Source organism: Streptomyces flavalbus (genome assembly GCF_042674625.1).
In the GTDB taxonomy this organism is placed as follows: domain Bacteria; phylum Actinomycetota; class Actinomycetes; order Streptomycetales; family Streptomycetaceae; genus Streptomyces; species Streptomyces flavalbus.
The window spans coordinates 5,698,980-5,717,692 of record NZ_JBHTEB010000001.1; the positions used below are offsets into that span (position 1 = coordinate 5,698,980).

Annotated in this window: 17 protein-coding genes; 12 read left to right on the forward strand and 5 right to left on the reverse strand. The window is 72.4% G+C overall.

What is annotated here, in order from left to right; all coding sequences use genetic code 11:
• The first annotated feature begins 17 nt into the window (after positions 1 to 17).
• Entirely contained in the window at positions 18 to 782 is a 765-nt protein-coding gene (locus ACFQZ6_RS25715) for an SMODS-associated NUDIX domain-containing protein (protein ID WP_381613064.1), read from the forward strand.
• On the opposite strand, the gene ACFQZ6_RS25720 is transcribed toward ACFQZ6_RS25715, so the two are convergent.
• The gene (locus tag ACFQZ6_RS25720) at positions 779 to 1,738 is read right to left on the reverse strand and encodes a hypothetical protein (protein ID WP_381613067.1); all 960 of its coding nucleotides are present in this window, start codon (positions 1,736 to 1,738) and stop codon (positions 779 to 781) included. The genes ACFQZ6_RS25715 and ACFQZ6_RS25720 overlap by 4 nt on opposite strands.
• Positions 1,739 to 1,870: 132 nt before the next feature.
• Between ACFQZ6_RS25720 and ACFQZ6_RS25725 the strand changes: the two genes are divergently transcribed.
• Positions 1,871 to 4,120 (forward strand): heavy metal translocating P-type ATPase, encoded by a 2,250-nt coding sequence (locus ACFQZ6_RS25725; protein WP_381613070.1) that lies wholly within the window; start codon positions 1,871 to 1,873, stop codon positions 4,118 to 4,120.
• On the opposite strand, the gene ACFQZ6_RS25730 is transcribed toward ACFQZ6_RS25725, so the two are convergent.
• Together ACFQZ6_RS25730 and ACFQZ6_RS25735 are read right to left on the reverse strand one after the other, a co-directional pair.
• Positions 4,104 to 4,808 (reverse strand): glycerophosphodiester phosphodiesterase, encoded by a 705-nt coding sequence (locus tag ACFQZ6_RS25730; RefSeq protein WP_381613073.1) that lies wholly within the window; start codon positions 4,806 to 4,808, stop codon positions 4,104 to 4,106. The genes ACFQZ6_RS25725 and ACFQZ6_RS25730 overlap by 17 nt on opposite strands.
• Positions 4,808 to 5,869, reverse strand: coding sequence for an adenosine deaminase (locus ACFQZ6_RS25735; RefSeq protein WP_381613076.1), 1,062 nt, complete (start codon positions 5,867 to 5,869; stop codon positions 4,808 to 4,810). Before ACFQZ6_RS25735 ends, ACFQZ6_RS25730 begins: the two co-directional genes overlap by 1 nt.
• A gap of 156 nt (positions 5,870 to 6,025) precedes the next feature.
• Between ACFQZ6_RS25735 and ACFQZ6_RS25740 the strand changes: the two genes are divergently transcribed.
• Together ACFQZ6_RS25740 and ACFQZ6_RS25745 are read left to right on the forward strand one after the other, a co-directional pair.
• Positions 6,026 to 6,766 (forward strand): DUF4190 domain-containing protein, encoded by a 741-nt coding sequence (locus ACFQZ6_RS25740; protein WP_381613079.1) that lies wholly within the window; start codon positions 6,026 to 6,028, stop codon positions 6,764 to 6,766.
• Positions 6,767 to 6,942: 176 nt separating this feature from the next.
• Entirely contained in the window at positions 6,943 to 7,710 is a 768-nt protein-coding gene (locus tag ACFQZ6_RS25745) for a hypothetical protein (RefSeq protein WP_381613082.1), read from the forward strand.
• On the opposite strand, the gene ACFQZ6_RS25750 is transcribed toward ACFQZ6_RS25745, so the two are convergent.
• Positions 7,707 to 8,270 (reverse strand): NADAR family protein, encoded by a 564-nt coding sequence (locus ACFQZ6_RS25750; protein WP_381613085.1) that lies wholly within the window; start codon positions 8,268 to 8,270, stop codon positions 7,707 to 7,709. The genes ACFQZ6_RS25745 and ACFQZ6_RS25750 overlap by 4 nt on opposite strands.
• A gap of 208 nt (positions 8,271 to 8,478) precedes the next feature.
• Between ACFQZ6_RS25750 and ACFQZ6_RS25755 the strand changes: the two genes are divergently transcribed.
• The 8 genes from ACFQZ6_RS25755 to ACFQZ6_RS25790 all read left to right on the forward strand — a co-directional run bounded on the left by ACFQZ6_RS25755 (position 8,479) and on the right by ACFQZ6_RS25790 (position 18,112).
• Positions 8,479 to 10,014, forward strand: coding sequence for a gamma-aminobutyraldehyde dehydrogenase (locus ACFQZ6_RS25755; protein ID WP_381613088.1), 1,536 nt, complete (start codon positions 8,479 to 8,481; stop codon positions 10,012 to 10,014).
• A 53-nt stretch (positions 10,015 to 10,067) separates the two neighbouring features.
• Positions 10,068 to 11,315, forward strand: coding sequence for an ABC transporter substrate-binding protein (locus ACFQZ6_RS25760; protein WP_381613091.1), 1,248 nt, complete (start codon positions 10,068 to 10,070; stop codon positions 11,313 to 11,315).
• A gap of 4 nt (positions 11,316 to 11,319) precedes the next feature.
• Positions 11,320 to 12,480 carry an ABC transporter ATP-binding protein gene (locus tag ACFQZ6_RS25765; protein ID WP_381613094.1) on the forward strand — a complete coding sequence of 387 codons (1,161 nt, stop codon included), beginning with the start codon at positions 11,320 to 11,322 and terminating at the stop codon, positions 12,478 to 12,480.
• A complete protein-coding gene (locus tag ACFQZ6_RS25770) occupies positions 12,480 to 13,412 on the forward strand; it encodes an ABC transporter permease (protein WP_381613097.1) in 933 nt (310 codons plus the stop codon). Before ACFQZ6_RS25765 ends, ACFQZ6_RS25770 begins: the two co-directional genes overlap by 1 nt.
• Positions 13,413 to 14,213, forward strand: coding sequence for an ABC transporter permease (locus ACFQZ6_RS25775; RefSeq protein ID WP_381613100.1), 801 nt, complete (start codon positions 13,413 to 13,415; stop codon positions 14,211 to 14,213). It abuts the gene before it with no gap.
• A gap of 1 nt (position 14,214) precedes the next feature.
• Positions 14,215 to 15,633: an NAD(P)/FAD-dependent oxidoreductase gene (locus tag ACFQZ6_RS25780; protein ID WP_381613103.1), complete on the forward strand. Its 1,419-nt coding sequence runs from the start codon at positions 14,215 to 14,217 to the stop codon at positions 15,631 to 15,633.
• A 138-nt stretch (positions 15,634 to 15,771) separates the two neighbouring features.
• Positions 15,772 to 16,257: a hypothetical protein gene (locus tag ACFQZ6_RS25785; RefSeq protein WP_381613106.1), complete on the forward strand. Its 486-nt coding sequence runs from the start codon at positions 15,772 to 15,774 to the stop codon at positions 16,255 to 16,257.
• 61 nt (positions 16,258 to 16,318) lie between these two features.
• Entirely contained in the window at positions 16,319 to 18,112 is a 1,794-nt protein-coding gene (locus tag ACFQZ6_RS25790; RefSeq protein ID WP_381613108.1) for a chitinase, read from the forward strand.
• Here ACFQZ6_RS25790 and ACFQZ6_RS25795 read toward each other — a convergent pair.
• Entirely contained in the window at positions 18,051 to 18,713 is a 663-nt protein-coding gene (locus tag ACFQZ6_RS25795) for a phosphatase PAP2 family protein (protein ID WP_381613111.1), read from the reverse strand. The two genes, ACFQZ6_RS25790 and ACFQZ6_RS25795, sit on opposite strands and share 62 nt — an antisense overlap.

An 18,713-nucleotide genomic window follows, 5' to 3' on the forward strand; every position in this document is an offset into this window, starting at 1 on the left:
GGGGGACGGGGACGCACGTGCTGGAAGCCATCTGGACCGGCCTGCTGGTCGCACTGCTGGGCTGGGTCGCGTCGGTGTTCTGGAACAACCGGCGCAGACTGCCCGTACTCCTCGCCGCCCTGCGGCTCTCCGGTGAAGTGCGCGTCTCCGTCGCGTCGTTGCTGCGCGTCCAGGACGACGACCGGTACGTGCTGGTGCACTCGCCCTACCGTCCCGACTCGTACGGCCCACCCGGCGGCGTCGTCAAGTACCACCCGGCGGCCCGCGCGGCCCTGGACCGGCTGGGGTTCCGCGAGGAGTTGCGGGTGGACCAGCGGATGCGCGGCGACCTGCGGGGCTTCCTGCCGGGCCGGGCGCTGCCCGGGTTCGTGCGCTGGCTCGACCGGCAGGAGGACCGGGAGTCGGCGCTGGAGTGCGTGCGCCGTGAACTCGCCGAGGAACTGGGCGAGATCGGCCACCCGGAGCTGGCGTCCGGCCTGGACCGGCTGCACTTCACCCACGTACGGCAGGTCGTGGACGGACCGCTGCGGGTGCCGGGGCGGCCGTACCGGGTGGTCCGGCTCTTCGACGTGTGGGACCTGAGCCTCGACACCGCCGAGGCGGCCCACCTGCGGGACGCCCTGACGGCGCTGGCCGCGGACCCGGCGGAGCACGGTGTGCTGGTGGCGACGGCCGACGACATCGTGCACGGCCGCCGCCAGCGCTCCTACCTGGCACCGCACTCGGCCTACCTGATGGGCGAGCGCCGCTTCCACGCGGACCTGCCACCGCTGAGTTCCTAGTCTCCGTGGCCGTGGGCGGACCCGGGAGCGCCCTCCTCCTCGTGGGTCTGGTCCTCGTGCGTCCGGTCCCCGCCCCCGACGTGCACCGTGAAGGCGGCGGTGTGGACCTCGCCGTCCACCTTGAAGTCCAGGAAGAGCCGGTAACCGCCGCCGCTGGGCGCGGTGCTGGCGAAGGCGACCCCGGGTCCGGAGGTGGCGGCGCCGTGGGCCTCCTCGTGCGGGTGGACGTGCAGGTAGGCGAGGTCGCCGGAGCGCAGGGCGACGAGGTGGCCGTAGGCGCCCAGGTAGGGCTGGAGGGTGGTGACGGGGCGGCCGTCGCGCCGGACGGTGAACGTCAGGTCGCTCTCCCGGCCCGCGGTCAGCTCGCCGTCCAGCTCGACGGTGTAGCCGTCCACGGTGGCCGTCGTGGACGCGGGCGGCAGCGCGGCCGGTGCGTACGCGCCGGAGACGGCGAGGTCGGCGCCGAGCGTCAGGCCGTCCCGCCCGGCGGCGGGCGTGAAGTCGGCGAGGACGCGGTAGCCGCCGGGCTCGGGCAGCGTGGTGGTGGTGCTCCAGGTGCCGTCGGCGGCGCGTACGGGGTGCAGGTGGCGGTAGGTCGTGAGGTCCCGGGAGGCCACGATGAGGTGCAGCTCCTTCTCGTGCTCGCGCCGGTAGTCGGTGACCGGGCGCCCGTCCGCGTCCCGGATCACGAACCGCAGCCCGGTCTTCTCGCCCGCCCGCACCCGCGGGGTCTCCAGGTCGAGGGCGTAGCCGTCGGCGGCGATCTGTAGCCCGCCGGGGGTCTCCGGCGCCGCCGCGGCCTTCCGGTCAGCGCCGCCGCCGTGCCCGGAGGAGGCGTGGGCCGCCTGCTCCGGGGCGGTGTCCACCGGGGAGACGGCGGTACCGACGCCGTACGCGGCGGCGAAGGTCGCGGCGAGCGCGGTGCCGAAGGCGCCGATCTTCGTGAGGGAGTTCATGGCGGGCTCCTGGGGTCGTCGGGGTGGCCGTGACTGCTTGCGTTACATACCCGGAGGGGGTATACATGGCCGCAGCTTATACCCCTCGGGGGTATGAAGTGAAGAGGAGAACCGATGAGGAGTGATGAGGCAGTGACCAGCGCCCCCGCCACCACCGCCCCCGCCCAGGTGGAACTGGCCATCGGCGGCATGACCTGCGCCTCCTGCGCGGCCCGCATCGAGAAGAAGCTCAACCGCATGGACGGCGTGACCGCCACCGTCAACTACGCGACGGAGAAGGCGAAGGTGTCGTACGCCGGGGAGGTGTCCGTCTCCGACCTCATCGCCACCGTCGAGGCCACCGGCTACACCGCGCGCGAGCCGGAACCCCCGAGGGCGGACCCCCCGGACACCGCGGCCCCCGACGAACTCGGGCCGCTGCGCGACCGCCTCGTCACCGCCGTCGTCCTCGCCGTCCCGGTGATCGCCATGGCGATGGTCCCGGCGCTCCAGTTCACGTACTGGCAGTGGCTGTCCCTCACCCTCGCCGCGCCCGTCGTCACCTACGCCGCCTGGCCCTTCCACCGCGCCGCCTGGACCAACGCCCGGCACGGCGCCGCGACCATGGACACGCTGATCTCGGTCGGCACCTCGGCGGCGTTCCTGTGGTCGCTGTGGGCGCTGTTCCTCGGCACCGCGGGCACGCCCGGCATGAAGCACCCCTTCGAGCTGACCATCGCCCGCGGCGACGGCGCCGGGAACATCTACCTGGAGGCCGCGGCCGGGGTGACCGCCTTCATCCTCGCCGGGCGCTACTTCGAGGCCCGCTCCAAGCGCCGGGCGGGCGCGGCCCTGCGGGCGCTGATGGAGCTGGGCGCCAAGGACGTCACCGTGCTGCGGGACGGCGGCGAGACGCGGGTACCGACAGCCGAGCTGAAGGCCGGGGACCGCTTCCTGGTCCGCCCCGGCGAGAAGATCGCCACCGACGGCACGGTGGTCGAGGGCTCCTCCGCCGTCGACGCCTCCACGCTGACCGGCGAGTCCGTTCCCGTGGAGGTCGGCGTCGGGGACGCGGTCACCGGCGCCACGGTCAACGCGGGCGGCCGACTGGTCGTCGAGGCCACCCGGGTCGGCGCCGACACCCAGCTCGCCCGGATGGCCAGGCTGGTCGAGGACGCGCAGAACGGCAAGGCGGCGGCCCAGCGGCTCGCCGACCGGATCTCCGGGGTGTTCGTGCCGGTCGTCATCGCGCTCGCCCTCGGCACGCTCGGCTTCTGGCTCGGCAACGGCGCCGGGCTCACCGCGGCGTTCACCGCCGCCGTCGCCGTACTGATCATCGCCTGCCCGTGCGCGCTCGGCCTGGCCACCCCGACCGCGCTGCTGGTCGGCACCGGGCGCGGCGCCCAGCTCGGCATCCTGATCAAGGGCCCGGAGGTGCTGGAGTCCACGCGCCGGGTCGACACCGTCGTCCTCGACAAGACCGGCACCGTGACCACCGGCCGCATGACCCTCCTGGCCGTCCACACCGCCGACGGCGTGACCGAGACCGATGTGCTCCGCCTGGCCGGGGCCCTGGAGCACGCCTCCGAGCACCCCGTCGCCCGCGCCGTCGCCACCGGCGCGGCGGAGCGCACCGGCGCCGCCCTGCCGGTGCCGGAGGACTTCGCGAACGTGCCCGGACTCGGCGTGCAGGGCGTCGTCGACGGCCACGCCGTCCTCGTAGGCCGCGAGAGGCTGCTCGCGGAGTGGGCCATCGAGCTGCCCGCCGACCTCGCGGCGGCGAAGGCGGCGGCCGAACGCGCCGGGCGCACCGCGATCGCCGTCGCCTGGGACGGTGGCGCACGCGCCGTCCTGGAGGTCGCCGACGCGGTCAAGGACACCAGCGCCGAGGCCATCGCCGAGCTGAGGGCGCTCGGTCTGCGCCCGGTCCTGCTCACCGGCGACAACCGGAGCGTCGCGGAGGCGGTCGCGGCCGAGGTCGGCATCGAGGAGGTGATCGCGGAGGTGCTGCCCGAGGACAAGGCCGCGGTCGTCAAGGGCCTCCAGGCCGAGGGCCGCTCGGTCGCCATGGTCGGTGACGGGGTCAACGACGCCGCCGCCCTCGCCCAGGCCGACCTCGGCCTCGCCATGGGCACCGGCACGGACGCCGCGATCGAGGCGGGCGACCTGACCCTGGTCCGCGGCGACCTCCGGGCGACGGCCGACGCGATCCGCCTCGCCCGCCGCACGCTGACCACCATCAGGTCCAACCTGTTCTGGGCCTTCGCCTACAACGTCGCCGCCCTGCCGCTGGCCGCCGCGGGCCTCCTCAACCCGATGATCGCCGGAGCGGCCATGGCCTTCTCCTCGGTCTTCGTGGTGGGCAACTCGCTGCGGCTGCGCGGGTTCAGGGCCGGGGCGTGAGGCGGTCCCGCAGGGCGCACAGGACGTCGACCCGGTTCGTGGTGATCGAGTCGACGCCCGCCGCGATCAGACGGCGCATCGTGCGGGCCGTGTCCGCCGTCCAGACGGAGAGCAGGTAGCCGTCGGCGTGGACGCGGTCCGCGAGGGCGCGGTCGACCAGCGGGAAGCGGTAGTTGAGCCAGCGCGGGCGGACCGCCGTCAGCAGGGCCGGGCGGGGCGGGGCGAGGGTCGTCCAGGTCAGGGCGATCTCGGCGGCCGGGTCGGCGGCGCGGACCGCGAGCATCGCCGCGGCGCCCGCGCAGTAGTAGACGCGGTCCGCCGCCCCGGCCTCGCGCACCGCGCCCACCACCTGCCGGGCCGCCCTCAGGTCGGGGGCGCCGGGCAGGTCGACCATCACCCGGTGCCCCTCGGTCGCCGCGAGCGCGTCCGCCAGCGTCGGCACCCGGCCCGCCGTCAGCCCGTCCACCTCGGCGGCGGACAGCGCCAGCAGCGGACGGTCGTGCTCCCACAGCCGCTTCAGGGTGCCGTCGTGGAGCAGCAGCGGCACGCCGTCCCGGGTGAGCCGTACGTCGATCTCCACGGCGTCCGCGCCCCGGTCAAGCGCCGAGGCCAGCGACGCGAGCGTGTTCTCGCGGAAGCGGTAGGGGTCGCCGCGGTGGCCCACCGCGGTCAGCGTGCGTACGGGCATCAGTCGGTCAGCCAGTCCTTGGTGTAGGCGTCGATCTCGGCGGCCAGCCGCGCCTTGCCCGCCTCGTCCAGGAAGGACGCCGTCACGGCGTTCTTCGCCAGGTCGGCGAGGCCGCGCTCGTCCAGCTCCAGCAGCCGGGCGGCGACCGCGTACTCGTTGTTCAGGTCGGTGCCGAACATCGGCGGGTCGTCGGAGTTGACCGTGACGAGGACCCCGGCCCGGGTGAACTCCTTGATCGGGTGCTCGTCGAGGCTGGTCACCGCCCGGGTGGCGATGTTCGACGTGGGGCACACCTCCAGCGGGATGCCGTGCTCGGCGAGGTGCGCCAGCAGCTTGGGGTCCCGCGCGGAGCTGGTGCCGTGGCCGATCCGCTCGGCGCGCAGGTGCGTCAGCGCGTCCCACACCGTCTCCGGGCCGGTCGTCTCCCCGGCGTGCGGCACCGACCGCAGCCCCGCCGCGATCGCCCGGTCGAAGTACGGCTTGAACTGCGGTCTCGGTACGCCGATCTCCGGCCCGCCGAGCCCGAAGGAGACCAGGCCCTCGGGGCGCAGCCGGTCGTCGGTCGCGAGCCGCGTCGTCTCCTCGGCGGCGTCCAGACCGGCCTCGCCGGGGATGTCGAAGCACCAGCGCAGCACGGTCCCGAACTCGGCCTCCGCCGCCTTGCGGGCGTCCTCGATCGCGTCCATGAAGGACGCCTCGTCGATGCCGCGCCGGGTGGAGGAGTACGGCGTGATCGTCAGCTCGGCGTACCGCACCTGCTGCCGGGCCAGCTCCCGCGCCACCTCGTACGTCAGGAGGCGGACGTCCTCCGGGGTGCGGATCAGGTCGACCACCGACAGGTACACGTCGATGAAGTGCGAGAAGTCGGTGAAGGTGAAGTAGTCGGCCAGGGCCTCGGGGTCGGTGGGCACCTTGGAGTCGGGGTGCCGGGCGGCCAGGGCGGAGACGATGCGCGGGGAGGCGGAACCGACGTGGTGCACGTGCAGTTCGGCCTTGGGCAGTCCGGCGATGAAGGCGTGCAGGTCGCGCGGGACGCGCGGCTCGACGAGACGGTCGGTCAAGGTTCCTCCCCGGGAACGGCGCCGCCCCGGGCGCACTGGGGGCCGGGCGGCGCGGATGATCGGCTGATCGGTGACTCGGGATCATCGTAGGCCGGGCCCGCCCGAGTGCGTGCCGCGCCGTAAGCTGACGGCACCGATGACAGAGGGGGCCCACGTATGTCCGACGACCCGCGGCCGTCCGCCGACGGCGCTTCCCCGCAGGGGCCGGGCGCCACTCCGGACCCCTGGGCACCGCCCACCGAGGACACCCCGCCCGGCGGCGGCCCGGTGCCGCCCTCCGTCCACGACCAGCTCACGATCACGTCGATGCCGGGTGCGGGCACCGGTGGTGCCGGGACGGGCTACCCCGGGCCGCCGCCCGCTCCCGCCAACCCGTTCGCGCCCCCGGCGCAGGACCCACCGGTCCCGCCGCCGCCCGTCGCACCCGGCGGTCCGGGCATTCCCGCGGGTCCGGGAGGCCCCGGGGCCCCGGGGTACGGCTATCCCGGCGCCTACGGCTACCAGGCCGCCCCGCCCGGCCAGCCACTCCCCGGCCACCCCGCCGCACCCGGCTACCCCGGCCAACCCGGTCCCGGCGTCCCGTACCCGCCGCCCGGCTCGGGGTACTCCGCCCGGTACCCGGGCTATCCGGGCTGGCCCGGTACGCCCCCGATGCTCAGCAACGGCATGGGCACGGCCGGTCTCGTGCTCGGCATCGTCGCCTCGGTCCTCTTCTGTCTGTGGCCGCTGGCCTTCATCCTCGGGCTGCTCGCCGTGGTCTTCGGCGCGATCGGCCGGAAGAAGGCGGCGCGGGGCGAGGCCGACAACGGCGGCCAGGCCCTCGCCGGGATCATCTGCGGCGTGGTGGGCATGGTGCTGGCGGTGGGCCTGGGCGCGGTAGTGATCTTCGTCCCCTGACCCTTACCGCTTACCGCTTACCGCTTGCCGCTTGCCGCTTGCCGCTTGCCGCTTGCCGCTTGCCGCCGCACCGCCGCACCGCCGTCCTGAGTACGGCTACTCATGACGCCCCCCGCCCACGCCGGGAACCATGGTCCGTGCCCGTACACGGACGGACCGACCCTGGGGGTGGGGGCATGGGCAAGTTCCTGGCCGCGCCGGTGGCCGTGGGGGCGGCGGGAGCCGCGTTGGTCGTCGCCCACGCGGCGGGGGCGCCGCCCGAGGTGGTGTTCGCCGCGGGCGCGGGCGTCCTGAGCCTGCTGTGGCTGCTGCTCCTGCTCACCCTGCCGTGGAACCTGTACTTCCGTGCGCACGCGGTGCTCGCGGAGATCGCCGTGAGCCGGGAGAAGGGCATCGTGGTGTCCGAGGCCCGGGACGACGAGGCCGCGCGCATCGCCCGCACGATGCTGCGGGCGGCCGTCGCGGGCCACGTCCTGACGGCGGGGCTGGTGCTCGCGGTGACCTGGGCGACGGGGGAGTTCACCGGGTACTGGTTCGCCGCGTTCTTCCTGCTGAGCACCTTCTTCCGCCCGGCCGGGGCCTACTTCGGGCAGCTCAGGCAGCGCCTCGGCACCCTGCTGAAGGACGTCACCCACCCTCGGGACGACGTGGTCGAGCTGCGCTCCCGGCTGGGCCGGGCCGAGCACGGCACGCGGGTGCTGGAGGAGAAGGCCGAGGAACAGTACCGGGCCCTCGCGGAACTGCGCCGCACCGTGGACGCGCTGGCCCTGAGCACCCACCAGCGCGCCGAGGAGACCGACCGCAAGGTGGTGGCGCTGGGCCGCGAGTTCGAGGCCACGGTCAACCGCCTCACCGACAACCGGGAACTCATCGCGGGCGTCAAGGCGTTCCTCCGCCTCCTCCGCACCCCGGACCCGACCAGCCTGTCCGAACAGCGGTCCTAGGGCCGGTCGCCCCGCAACCGCTCACGCGCCGCCATCAGCGCGAACCCCAGCAGGTTCTCCCCGCGCCACCGCTCCGGGTCCGACGCCCCCTCGTCGGTGGCCGCGAGTCCTATCCCCCACACCCGGTCCACGGGGCTCGCCTCCACCAGCACCCGGTCGCCCGTGCGCAGCAGGTACTCCCGCAGCTCGGTGTGGGCCGCGAACTTGTGGACGTTGCCCTCCGTCACGAGGGCGAGGCGCTCCCGCCGCCACACGGCCTCCTCGAAGCCGCGCACCAGCCGCCCCGCCTTCTTCGCCTCCGACGGATGCCCCGCGGCCAGCGCCGCCCGTTCCGCGTCGGCGTCGCCGAAGAGGCGGGCCTTCGCGGCCATCATCCAGTGCTCCGCCGTCGCGTACCGCACGCCGTCCACCTCGAACGGCGATGGCCACCACTGGCTCAGACAGCTCGCGCCCACCCGCCCGTCGGCGGTCGGCCGGTGCCCCCAGAAGTGCAGGTACTTGATCGCCGCCCCCGCGCGGACCGCCCTGACCAGGGCTTCCCGTGAACCGATCTTCTCCATGCAGCCGAGTGTGGCAGGCGCCACTGACAGTCCGTCCCTCCTTTTCCACCCTCACTCGACACCTGGTCGACAGATTCCGTCGCGTAACCAAAAGGCAACAACGGAATCCCTTGTTGGAGTGGCACTCCTCTGTCAGGATCGGCACTCAAATCGAGCTGGAGCTACGCCACCCGTCCCCGGTCACGGGGCGACGGCGGAGGAGAGCGACATGCACAACCCGGGCACACCGACCCCGGAACGATTTCCCGCGGGGGAACGCTTCGCGGCGGGCGCGCAGTACATCGCCGGACGCCTGACGAAAGGCACCTCCGGCCGCACCCACGCGGTCGTCGACCCGGCCACCGGCGAGGAGGTGTACGGCTACGAACTCGCCGCGGCCGCCGACGTGGACGCCGCCGTCGCCGCCGCCCGCGCGGCGTTCCCGGGCTGGTCCGGGGCCACCCCGGGCGAGCGCTCCGACGCCCTGCACCGGTTCGCCGCCGTCCTCGCGGACCGCGCCGAGGACCTCGCCCGCGCCGAGTCCCTCCAGTGCGGCAAGCCGCTGAAGCTGACCCGCGAGTTCGACGTCCCCGGGACGATCGACAACACCGCGTTCTTCGCGGGCGCCGCCCGGCACCTCCAGGGCCAGTCGGCCGGTGAGTACTCAGGCGACCACACCTCGTACGTCCGCAGGGAGCCCATCGGCGTCGTCGGCTCCATCGCGCCCTGGAACTACCCCCTCCAGATGGCCGCCTGGAAGATCCTCCCGGCGATCGCCGCGGGCAACACCATCGTCCTGAAGCCCGCCGAGCTGACCCCGCTCACCTCGCTGCTCTTCGCGCAGGCCGCCACCGACGCCGGAATCCCGGACGGGGTCGTCAACATCGTCACCGGCACCGGCAAGGAGGCGGGCGAGCACCTCGTGGGCCACCCCGACGTCGCCATGACCTCCTTCACCGGCTCCACCGCCGTCGGCAGGCGCGTCGCCGAGATCGCCACCGCCACCGTCAAGCGGCTCCACCTGGAGCTGGGCGGCAAGGCGCCCTTCGTGGTTTTCGACGACGCCGACCTGGAGGCCGCCGTACACGGCGCGGTCGCGGGCGCGCTCATCAACACCGGGCAGGACTGCACGGCCGCCACGCGCGCGTACGTACAGCGTCCCCTCTACGACGCCTTCGTGGAGCGGACCGCCGCGCTGATGGAGACCGTCCGGCTCGGCGACCCGTTCGCCCCCGGCACCGACCTCGGCCCGCTGATCTCGCACGCCCAGCGGGACCGCGTCGCCGCCTTCGTCGACCGGGCGCGCGGCTACGCGCGCGTGGTCACCGGTGGGGAGGCACCGGGGGAGGGGCTGAAGGACGGCGCCTACTACCGGCCCACCCTCGTCGCGGACGCCGCCCAGGACAGCGAGATCGTCCAGTCGGAGATCTTCGGTCCGGTCCTCGTCGTCCTCCCCTTCGACGGCGACGACGAGGGCCTCGCCCTCGCCAACGACACCCCGTACGGCCTCGCCGCCTCCGCCTGGACCCGGGACGTCTACCGGGCGGGCCGCGCCACCCGCGAGATCAAGGCGGGCTGCGTGTGGGTCAACGACCACATCCCGATCATCAGCGAGATGCCGCACGGCGGGTACAAGGCGTCCGGCTTCGGCAAGGACATGTCCGCCTACTCCTTCGAGGAGTACACGCAGATCAAGCACGTCATGTACGACAACACGGCGGTCGCCAGGAAGGACTGGCACCGCACGATCTTCGGGGACCGATAGCAACTAGGCCGTCTGACCCACGGCCGCCTACCCTCCCGAAAGGGCACCACGGTATGGAGCAGTACGAGCCCGACCGCCTGTCCCCGGCCCAAGTGGCCGCCATGCGGCGCAGTTTCCGACGTGGCAGGGCCTCCCTGACCCGCCGTTCGCTGCTGCGCGCCTCCGCTGGCGGCGCGCTCACGGTCGGCGGCCTGGGCGCGCTGAGCGCCTGCGGCATCCCCGCGGCCGGACAGTCGCAGGGCGGCGTCTCCGCGGAGGACCACTCGGACAAGGAGAAGACCGTCAGCTTCTCCAACTGGACCGAGTACATGGACGTCGACGAGAGCGAGAAGCACCACCCCACGCTCGACGCGTTCCGGAAGCGGACCGGCGTCACGGTCAAGTACACCGAGGACATCAACGACAACGTCGAGTTCTTCGGCAAGATCAAGCCGCAGCTCGCCGCGGGCCAGGACACCGGACGCGACCTGATCTGCGTCACCGACTGGCTCGCCGCCCGGCTGATCCGCTTCGGGTGGGTCCAGAAGCTGGACCCGTCCCACCTGCCGACCGCGTACGCCAACCTCTCCCAGCAGTTCCGCAGCCCCGACTGGGACCCGGGACGGGCGTACTCCTACCCGTGGACCGGCATCTCCACCGTCATCGCCTACAACAAGAAGGCGCTCGACGGCGTGGAGGTCACCTCGGTCTCCGACCTGCTCGACAACCCCAAGCTCAAGGGCAAGGTCGGCTTCCTCTCCGAGATGCGCGACAGCGTCGGCATGACCCTGCTCGACATGGGCAAGGACCCCGGCGAGTTCGGCGACGACGACTTCGACGCGGCGATCGCCCGCCTCCAGAAGGCCGTCGACAAGGGCCAGATCCGCCGCTTCACCGGCAACGACTACACCGCCGACCTCACCAAGGGCGACTTCGCCGCCTGTCTCGCGTGGGCCGGTGACGTCGTCCAGCTCAAGGCGGACAGCCCCGACGTGGACTTCCTCATCCCCGACAGCGGCTACATGACGTCGTCGGACAACCTGCTGGTCCCCAACAAGGCCCGGCACAAGACCAACGCCGAACGCCTCATCGACTTCTACTACGAGCCCGGCCCGGCCGCGCAGCTCGCCGCGTACATCAACTACGTGTGTCCCGTCGACGGGGTGAAGGAGGAGCTGGCGAAGATCGACGAGGACGCGGCGAACAACCCGCTGATCCTCCCCGACAAGGAGATGGCCGCCAAGTCCCGTGCCTTCCGCTCGCTCACCGCGAAGGAAGAGACGGCGTACGAAGAGAAGTTCGCGAAGCTCACAGGGGCGTGACGAGATGACGACGACAGACAACAGCGGCGACGTCCGCCTCTCCGGTATCAGCAAGACCTACGGCGCCTTCACCGCCGTACAGCCGCTCGACCTGACCGTCCCGCAGGGCTCGTTCTTCGCCCTGCTCGGCGCGTCCGGCTGCGGCAAGACCACCACCCTGCGGATGATCGCGGGCCTGGAGGAGCCGAGCGCGGGCACCGTCCACCTCGGGGACCAGGACGTGACCCGGCTGCCGCCGTACAAGCGGCCGGTGAACACCGTCTTCCAGTCCTACGCGCTCTTCCCGCACCTGGACATCTTCGAGAACGTCGCCTTCGGGCTGCGCCGCCGCGGCATCAAGAGCGTGAAGAAGCAGGTCGAGGAGATGCTCGACCTGGTGCAGCTCGGTGAGCAGGCGCGCAAGAAGCCGCACCAGCTCTCCGGCGGCCAGCAGCAGCGCGTCGCGGTCGCCCGCGCGCTGATCAACCACCCCAAGGTGCTCCTCCTCGACGAGCCCCTCGGTGCCCTTGACCTGAAGCTGCGCCGCCAGATGCAGCTCGAACTGAAGCGCATCCAGACCGAGGTCGGCATCACCTTCATCCACGTCACGCACGACCAGGAGGAGGCCATGACCATGGCCGACCGCGTCGCCGTGATGAACGCGGGCCGCGTCGAGCAGCTCGGCGCCCCCGCCGACCTCTACGAGAACCCGTCCACCACCTTCGTCGCCAACTTCCTCGGCACCTCCAACCTGATCGAGGCCGAGGTCGACACCACCAGCGGCGACGAGATCGTCCTCAAGGCGGGCGGCGGCAAGCTCGCCCTGCCCACCGGCCGCTGCGCCGCGCCCACCACGACCGGCGGCAAGGTGCTGGTCGGCGTGCGCCCGGAGAAGATCTCCCTCACCCACGCCGACGACGCGGGCGAGATCCCCGCGGGCCGCAACCGCGTCACCGGGAAGATCGCCGACGCCAGCTTCATCGGCGTCTCCACCCAGTACGTCGTGGACAGCCCGGCCGGTGCCGAACTCGCCGTCTACGTGCAGAACGTCGACCGCGACGCCCGCCTCGTGCCCGGCGCCGACGTCGTCCTGCACTGGAGCCCGGCGCACACCTTCGGTCTGGACGCCAGCCAGTCCGTTCTTGCTGGCAAAGAGGACGCGGCCGGAGTGGAAGAGGCGGTGTGATGACGACGACCCTCACCGAGGCGCCACCGCCGCTCAGCCCCACCGCGCCGGAGGCCAAGCCGCCCCGCAAGCGGGGCCGCTGGACGCCGTACCTGCTGCTGCTCCCCGGCATCCTGTGGCTGCTGGTCTTCTTCGCCCTGCCGGTGATCTACCAGGCGTCCACCTCCGTGCAGACGGGCTCCCTGGAGGAGGGCTACGAGGTCACGTGGCACTTCGCCACCTACTGGGACGCCCTGACCGACTACTGGCCGCAGTTCCTGCGCTCGGTGCTGTACGCCGGGACCGCCACCTTCCTGTGCCTGCTGCTCGGCTACCCGCTGGCGTACCTGATCGCCTTCCGCGCGGGCCGCTGGCGGAACCTGATCATGATCCTGGTGATCGCGCCGTTCTTCACCAGCTTCCTGATCCGCACCCTCGCCTGGAAGACGATCCTCGCGGACGGCGGCCCCGTCGTCGGCGCGCTGAACTCGCTGCACGTCCTCGACGTCACGAGCTGGCTCGGCATGACGGCGGGCGACCGGGTGCTGGCCACCCCGCTGGCGGTGGTCTGCGGTCTGACGTACAACTTCCTGCCGTTCATGATCCTGCCGCTCTACACCTCCCTTGAGCGCATCGACCCCCGGCTGCACGAGGCCGCGCACGACCTGTACGCGCGCCCCGCCACCACCTTCCGCCGGGTCACCTTCCCGCTGTCGATGCCCGGCGTGGTCTCCGGCACGCTGCTGACCTTCATCCCGGCCACCGGCGACTACGTCAACGCCGACCTGCTCGGCTCCACCGACACCAGAATGATCGGCAACGTCATCCAGTCGCAGTTCCTGCGCATCCTGGACTACCCGACGGCGGCGGCGCTCTCGTTCATCCTGATGTTCGCGATCCTCATCATGGTCACGCTCTACATCCGCAGGTCGGGGACGGAGGACCTGGTCTAAATGCCCTTCGTCAACTGGCTCAGGCGCCACCTCGTCGTCATCGCCGGACTGTGCACGCTCGGCTACCTGCTCCTCCCGAACGTCGTCGTCACGGTCTTCTCCTTCAACAACCCCAAGGGCCGCTTCAACTACGAGTGGCAGGAGTTCTCGCTGGACGCCTGGAAGGACCCCTGCGGGGTCTCGGGCCTGTGCGACTCGCTCACGCTCAGCCTCCAGCTCGCCTTCTGGGCCACCCTCGGCGCCACCGTCCTCGGCACGATGATCGCCTTCGCGCTGGTCCGCTACCGGTTCCGCGCCCGCGGCCCGATCAACTCGCTGATCTTCCTGCCGATGGCGATGCCCGAGGTCGTCATGGCGGCCTCGCTGCTCACCCTGTTCCTCAACATGGGCGCCCAGCTCGGCTTCTGGACGATCCTGATCGCCCACATCATGTTCTGCCTCAGCTTCGTCGTCGTCGCCGTCAAGGCGCGCGTGATGTCGATGGACCCGCGCCTCGAACAGGCCGCGCAGGACCTCTACGCCGGTCCGGTGCAGACGTTCCTGCGGGTGACCCTGCCGATCGCGGCGCCGGGCATCGCGGCGGGCGCGCTGCTCGCCTTCGCGCTCTCCTTCGACGACTTCATCATCACCAACTTCAACTCGGGCGCCACCGTCACCTTCCCCATGTTCGTCTGGGGCTCGGCGCAGCGCGGTACGCCCGTGCAGATCAACGTCGTCGGCACGGCCATGTTCCTGATCGCCGTCCTGCTGGTGGTCGTCTCCATGGTTGTCGGCAACCGCCGCAACAAACAGAACGCGTGAGATGAGCCGCAACGCACAGCACCACTGGACGACCGCCCTGTCCGACGCCCAGCCGGTCCCGTACTGGCTGGACGACCCGGGCAGGCCCCGCCCCGAACCCGCGCTCACAGGCACCGAGACCTGCGACCTGCTGGTCGTCGGCGGCGGCTACAGCGGGCTGTGGACCGCCCTCAACGCCAAGGAGCGCGACCCGGGGCGGGACGTCGTCCTGGTCGAGGGCCGCGAGGTGGGCTGGGCCGCCTCCGGCCGCAACGGCGGCTTCTGCGCCGCCTCCCTCACCCACGGGCTGCCCAACGGGCTCACCCGCTGGCCCGGCGAGATCCACAAGCTGGAGGAGCTGGGCGCCCGCAACCTCGACGAGATCGAGGCGGCGGTCGCCCGGCACGGCATCGACTGCGACTTCGAACGCACCGGCGAGATCGACGTCGCCACCGAGCCCTACCAGGCCCGCGAACTGCGCGAGTGGCACGAGGAGACGCGCCGCCACGGCCTCGCGGGCGGCGTGGAGTACCTGGACGCCGACGCCGTGCGCGAACAGGTCGCCTCCCCCACCTTCCAGGCGGGCCTGTACGACCGCGACGGCGTCGCCATGCTGCACCCCGCCAAACTGGCCTGGGGCCTGAAGCGCGCCTGCCTGCGCCTCGGCGTCCGCCTCTACGAGCACACCCCCGCGCTCACCCTGAAGGCGTACGGCGGCGGGATGGCCGTCACCACCCCGTACGGCCGGATCAGCGCCCGCCAGGTCGCGCTCGGCACCAACGTCTTCCCGAACCTCGTCCGCCGGGTCCGCCCGTACACCGTCCCCGTCTACGACTACGCCCTGATGACCGAGCCCCTGACGGACGCCCAACTGGCGTCGGTCGGCTGGCAGAACCGCCAGGGCCTCGGCGACAGCGCCAACCAGTTCCACTACTTCCGCCTCTCCGCCGACAACCGCATCCTGTGGGGCGGCTACGACGCGATCTACCCCTACGGGGGCCGGGTGCGCGCCGAGTACGACCACCGTCCGGAGACCTACGCCAAGCTGGCCCGGCACTTCTTCACCTGCTTCCCGCAGTTGGAGGGCGTCCGCTTCTCGCACGCCTGGGGCGGCGCCATCGACACCTGCTCCCGCTTCTCGGCGTTCTTCGGCACCGCCCACGGCGGCCGGGTCGCCTACGCCGCGGGCTACACCGGGCTCGGCGTCGGCGCCACCCGGTTCGGCGCCGACGTGATGCTGGACCTGCTGGCGGGGGAGCGCACCGAGCGCACCGCACTGGAGATGGTGCGCACCAAGCCGCTGCCGTTCCCGCCGGAGCCGTTCGCCTGGACCGGCATCGCCCTCACCAAGTGGTCGCTGGCCCGCGCGGACGCCCACCAGGGCCACCGCAACCTGTGGCTGCGCGCGCTGGACCGCCTGGGCCTGGGCTTCGACAGCTAACGCGGCTGTGACCTTTGCACAGCTCATGTGGCTGTGACCTACGTCACCTCTTCGTGAACCCGCGTAATGCGGACCCCGTGACCTCCCTCTCCCTCCCGGCGCGACCGCCGCGCCCACGGAGAGAAAGGGAGGTCCCGTATGACCGGGACGAAGACGGCCGTCGAGTGGCTGGCATCCGTAGCGCCGGACCCGGAGGGCTGCCGCTGGGAGTGGGAACGCAACCCCCACGGGGTGGTGCTGCTGCCCGCGGGCCGGGCCTGGGACGTGCTGATCCTGCCGGGCGACCTCGGCTACCCCACCCTCGACGTCCTCACCCGCTTCCTCGACCAACCGGGCCCGGTGCTCGTCGACTTCGGGGACGCCCGCATGGGCTTCTTCGTGCCGCCGGGCACCGCGGCCCGCTGGCTGGGCACCGGTATCCGCGCGGCCGGTGCGGGCACCTGGATCGTCGTCCCGTACCCCGGCCGCTCCACCGGCGGGGTGCGCTGGCTGATTCCGCCGGACGGCTCCGGCACCCTCACCGACCCCGCCCTGCTGGAACTGGCCATGCACGAGGCGGCGGCGGGCCTGGCGGCGCGTCGGGCGGACGGCCGGACCGGGGACGCCGGAGGTCTTGACCCCTAAATTGGTCTGGACCAAGCTGTGAGCGCTCAGTCCTCCAATTCCCCCATGCCCGGAGGCACTTGTGAACCGCAGACCCCTGGTCGCCCTGCTCACGGCGACCGTCCTGGCCCTGCCCGGCCTCACCGCGCTCTCGTCGGCCGCCCGTGCGGCCGACGCGGACCTCGTCCGCAACGGCGGCTTCGAGACGGGCCTCGACGGCTGGACCTGCGCCGCCGCCACCACGGTCACCTCCCCCGTCCGCACCGGCACCGCGGCGCTGAAGGCCACCCCGGCGGGCAGCGACAACGCCCGGTGCGCGCAGACCGTGACGGTACGCCCGGACGCCCAGTACACCCTGACCGCGCACGTCCAGGGCACGTACGTCTACCTCGGCGCCACCGGCACCGGCACCACCGACGTCTCCACCTGGACCCAGTCGGCCCCGACCTGGCAGCAGCTCACGACCACCTTCCGCACCGGCCCGAACACCACCCGGGTCACCGTCTACACCCACGGCTGGTACGGCACCGGCGCCTACCACGCCGACGACGTCTCCCTGGTCGGCCCGTCCGCCGACCCCGGCCAGCCGCCCGCCCCGCCCACCGGCCTGACCACCGGCACCGTCACCTCCACCAGCGTCGCCCTGTCCTGGTCCCCGGTACCGGGCGCCACGGGCTACGCGGTCTACCGCGACGGCACCCGGCTGCGCACGGTCACCGGCACCTCCACGACCGTGACCGGCCTGACCCCGCAGACGTCGTACGCGTTCCAGGTGACGGCGCTGAACGACGCGGGCGAGTCGGCGCGCTCCGCGACGGTGACGGCGACGACGCCCCCGACCACCGGTGGCGGCTCCTCCGACCTCCCGCCGCACGCCCTGGTCGGCTATCTGCACGCCAGCTTCGCCAACGGCTCGGGCTACACCCGCCTGGCCGACGTCCCCGACAGTTGGGACGTCATCGACCTCGCCTTCGGCGAACCCACCTCGGTCACCTCGGGCGACATCCGCTTCAACCGCTGCCCGGCGACGGAGTGCCCCGGCGTGGAGAGCGACGCCGACTTCAAGGCGGCGATCAGGGCGAAGCAGGCCGCGGGCAAGAAGGTCCTGATCTCCATAGGCGGCCAGAACGGCCAGGTCCGTCTGACGACGGCGGCGGCGCGCGACACCTTCGTCTCCTCGGTCTCGAAGATCATCGACGAGTACGGCCTGGACGGCCTGGACATCGACTTCGAGGGCCACTCCCTCTCCCTGGACGCCGACGACACGGACTTCAGGAACCCGAAGACGCCCGTGATCGTGAACCTCATATCGGCCCTGAAGACCCTGAAGGCCAGGTACGGCGACGACTTCGTGCTGACGATGGCCCCGGAGACCTTCTTCGTCCAGCTCGGCTACCAGTACTACGGCACCGGTCCGTGGGGCGGCCAGGACCCGAGGGCGGGCGCCTACCTCCCGGTCATCCACGCGATGCGCGACGCCCTCACGCTCCTCCACGTCCAGGACTACAACTCGGGCCCGATCATGGGCCTGGACAACCAGTACCACTCGATGGGCGGCGCGGACTTCCACATCGCGATGACCGACATGCTCCTGACGGGCTTCCCCGTCGCGGGCAACGCCAAGAACGTCTTCCCGCCGCTGCGCCCCGACCAGGTCGCCATCGGTATGCCCGCGACGACCAACGCGGGCAACGGCCACGTGGCCCCCGCCGAGGTGGTGAAGACCCTCGACTGCCTCACCAGGAAGCAGAACTGCGGCTCCTACGCCACCCACGGCACCTGGCCCGACCTGCGCGGCCTGATGACCTGGTCGGTCAACTGGGACCGGTTCGGCGGCTGGGAGTTCCAGCGGACGTTCGACGGCTACTTCGGCTGACGAGCCCCGCGTAGGCGGTGAGTAGCACGGCCCCGAGACACCAGCTCCCCACCACGTCCAGGGGCCAGTGGTAGCCCTGCCGCACGAGCCCCACCCCGACCCCGAGGTTCACCACCGAGCAGACCCCGACGAGCACCCACCGACCACCGCCGCGCACCCACGGCAGCACCAGCAGGGTGGCGCAGCCGTAGGCGACGGCGGCGGTGGCGGTGTGCCCGGACGGATAGAACCCGGTCCCGGGCGTCACCGCCGTCCCGGGCCGGTCGAGCAACTCCTTGAGCGGTACGACGACGGCGGGCACGAGCCCCGTCATCCCCACGGCCACCGCCCCCGGCACCCACCACCGCAGGGCGCCCCGCCGCCGGGCCCACCAGCCGACGGCCACGGCGACCGCGACGACCACGGGCACGGCGACGTACACGGCCCCCAGGTCGGCGAACAGCTCCGCGAGCCAGCCCCGCCGCACGAAGTGCCGCCCGACCCGCTCGTCCACGCCCACCAGGGCGCCGTCGACGGCCACCTGCCAGGTGACGACGGCGAAGACGACCAGGGCGACGGCGACGACGAGCACCGGAACCCGCCCGCGCACTGTCCCTGCCAC

Coding starts and splice junctions, on each gene's coding strand:
- ACFQZ6_RS25720 (WP_381613067.1), bottom strand. CDS start 1,738: ATGAACTCCCTCACGAAGATCGGCGCCTTCGGCACCGCGCTCGCCGCG.
- ACFQZ6_RS25730 (WP_381613073.1), bottom strand. CDS start 4,808: ATGCCCGTACGCACGCTGACCGCGGTGGGCCACCGCGGCGACCCCTAC.
- ACFQZ6_RS25740 (WP_381613079.1), top strand. CDS start 6,026: ATGTCCGACGACCCGCGGCCGTCCGCCGACGGCGCTTCCCCGCAGGGG.
- ACFQZ6_RS25745 (WP_381613082.1), top strand. CDS start 6,943: ATGGGCAAGTTCCTGGCCGCGCCGGTGGCCGTGGGGGCGGCGGGAGCC.
- ACFQZ6_RS25750 (WP_381613085.1), bottom strand. CDS start 8,270: ATGGAGAAGATCGGTTCACGGGAAGCCCTGGTCAGGGCGGTCCGCGCG.
- ACFQZ6_RS25755 (WP_381613088.1), top strand. CDS start 8,479: ATGCACAACCCGGGCACACCGACCCCGGAACGATTTCCCGCGGGGGAA.
- ACFQZ6_RS25760 (WP_381613091.1), top strand. CDS start 10,068: ATGGAGCAGTACGAGCCCGACCGCCTGTCCCCGGCCCAAGTGGCCGCC.
- ACFQZ6_RS25765 (WP_381613094.1), top strand. CDS start 11,320: ATGACGACGACAGACAACAGCGGCGACGTCCGCCTCTCCGGTATCAGC.
- ACFQZ6_RS25770 (WP_381613097.1), top strand. CDS start 12,480: ATGACGACGACCCTCACCGAGGCGCCACCGCCGCTCAGCCCCACCGCG.
- ACFQZ6_RS25775 (WP_381613100.1), top strand. CDS start 13,413: ATGCCCTTCGTCAACTGGCTCAGGCGCCACCTCGTCGTCATCGCCGGA.
- ACFQZ6_RS25780 (WP_381613103.1), top strand. CDS start 14,215: ATGAGCCGCAACGCACAGCACCACTGGACGACCGCCCTGTCCGACGCC.
- ACFQZ6_RS25785 (WP_381613106.1), top strand. CDS start 15,772: ATGACCGGGACGAAGACGGCCGTCGAGTGGCTGGCATCCGTAGCGCCG.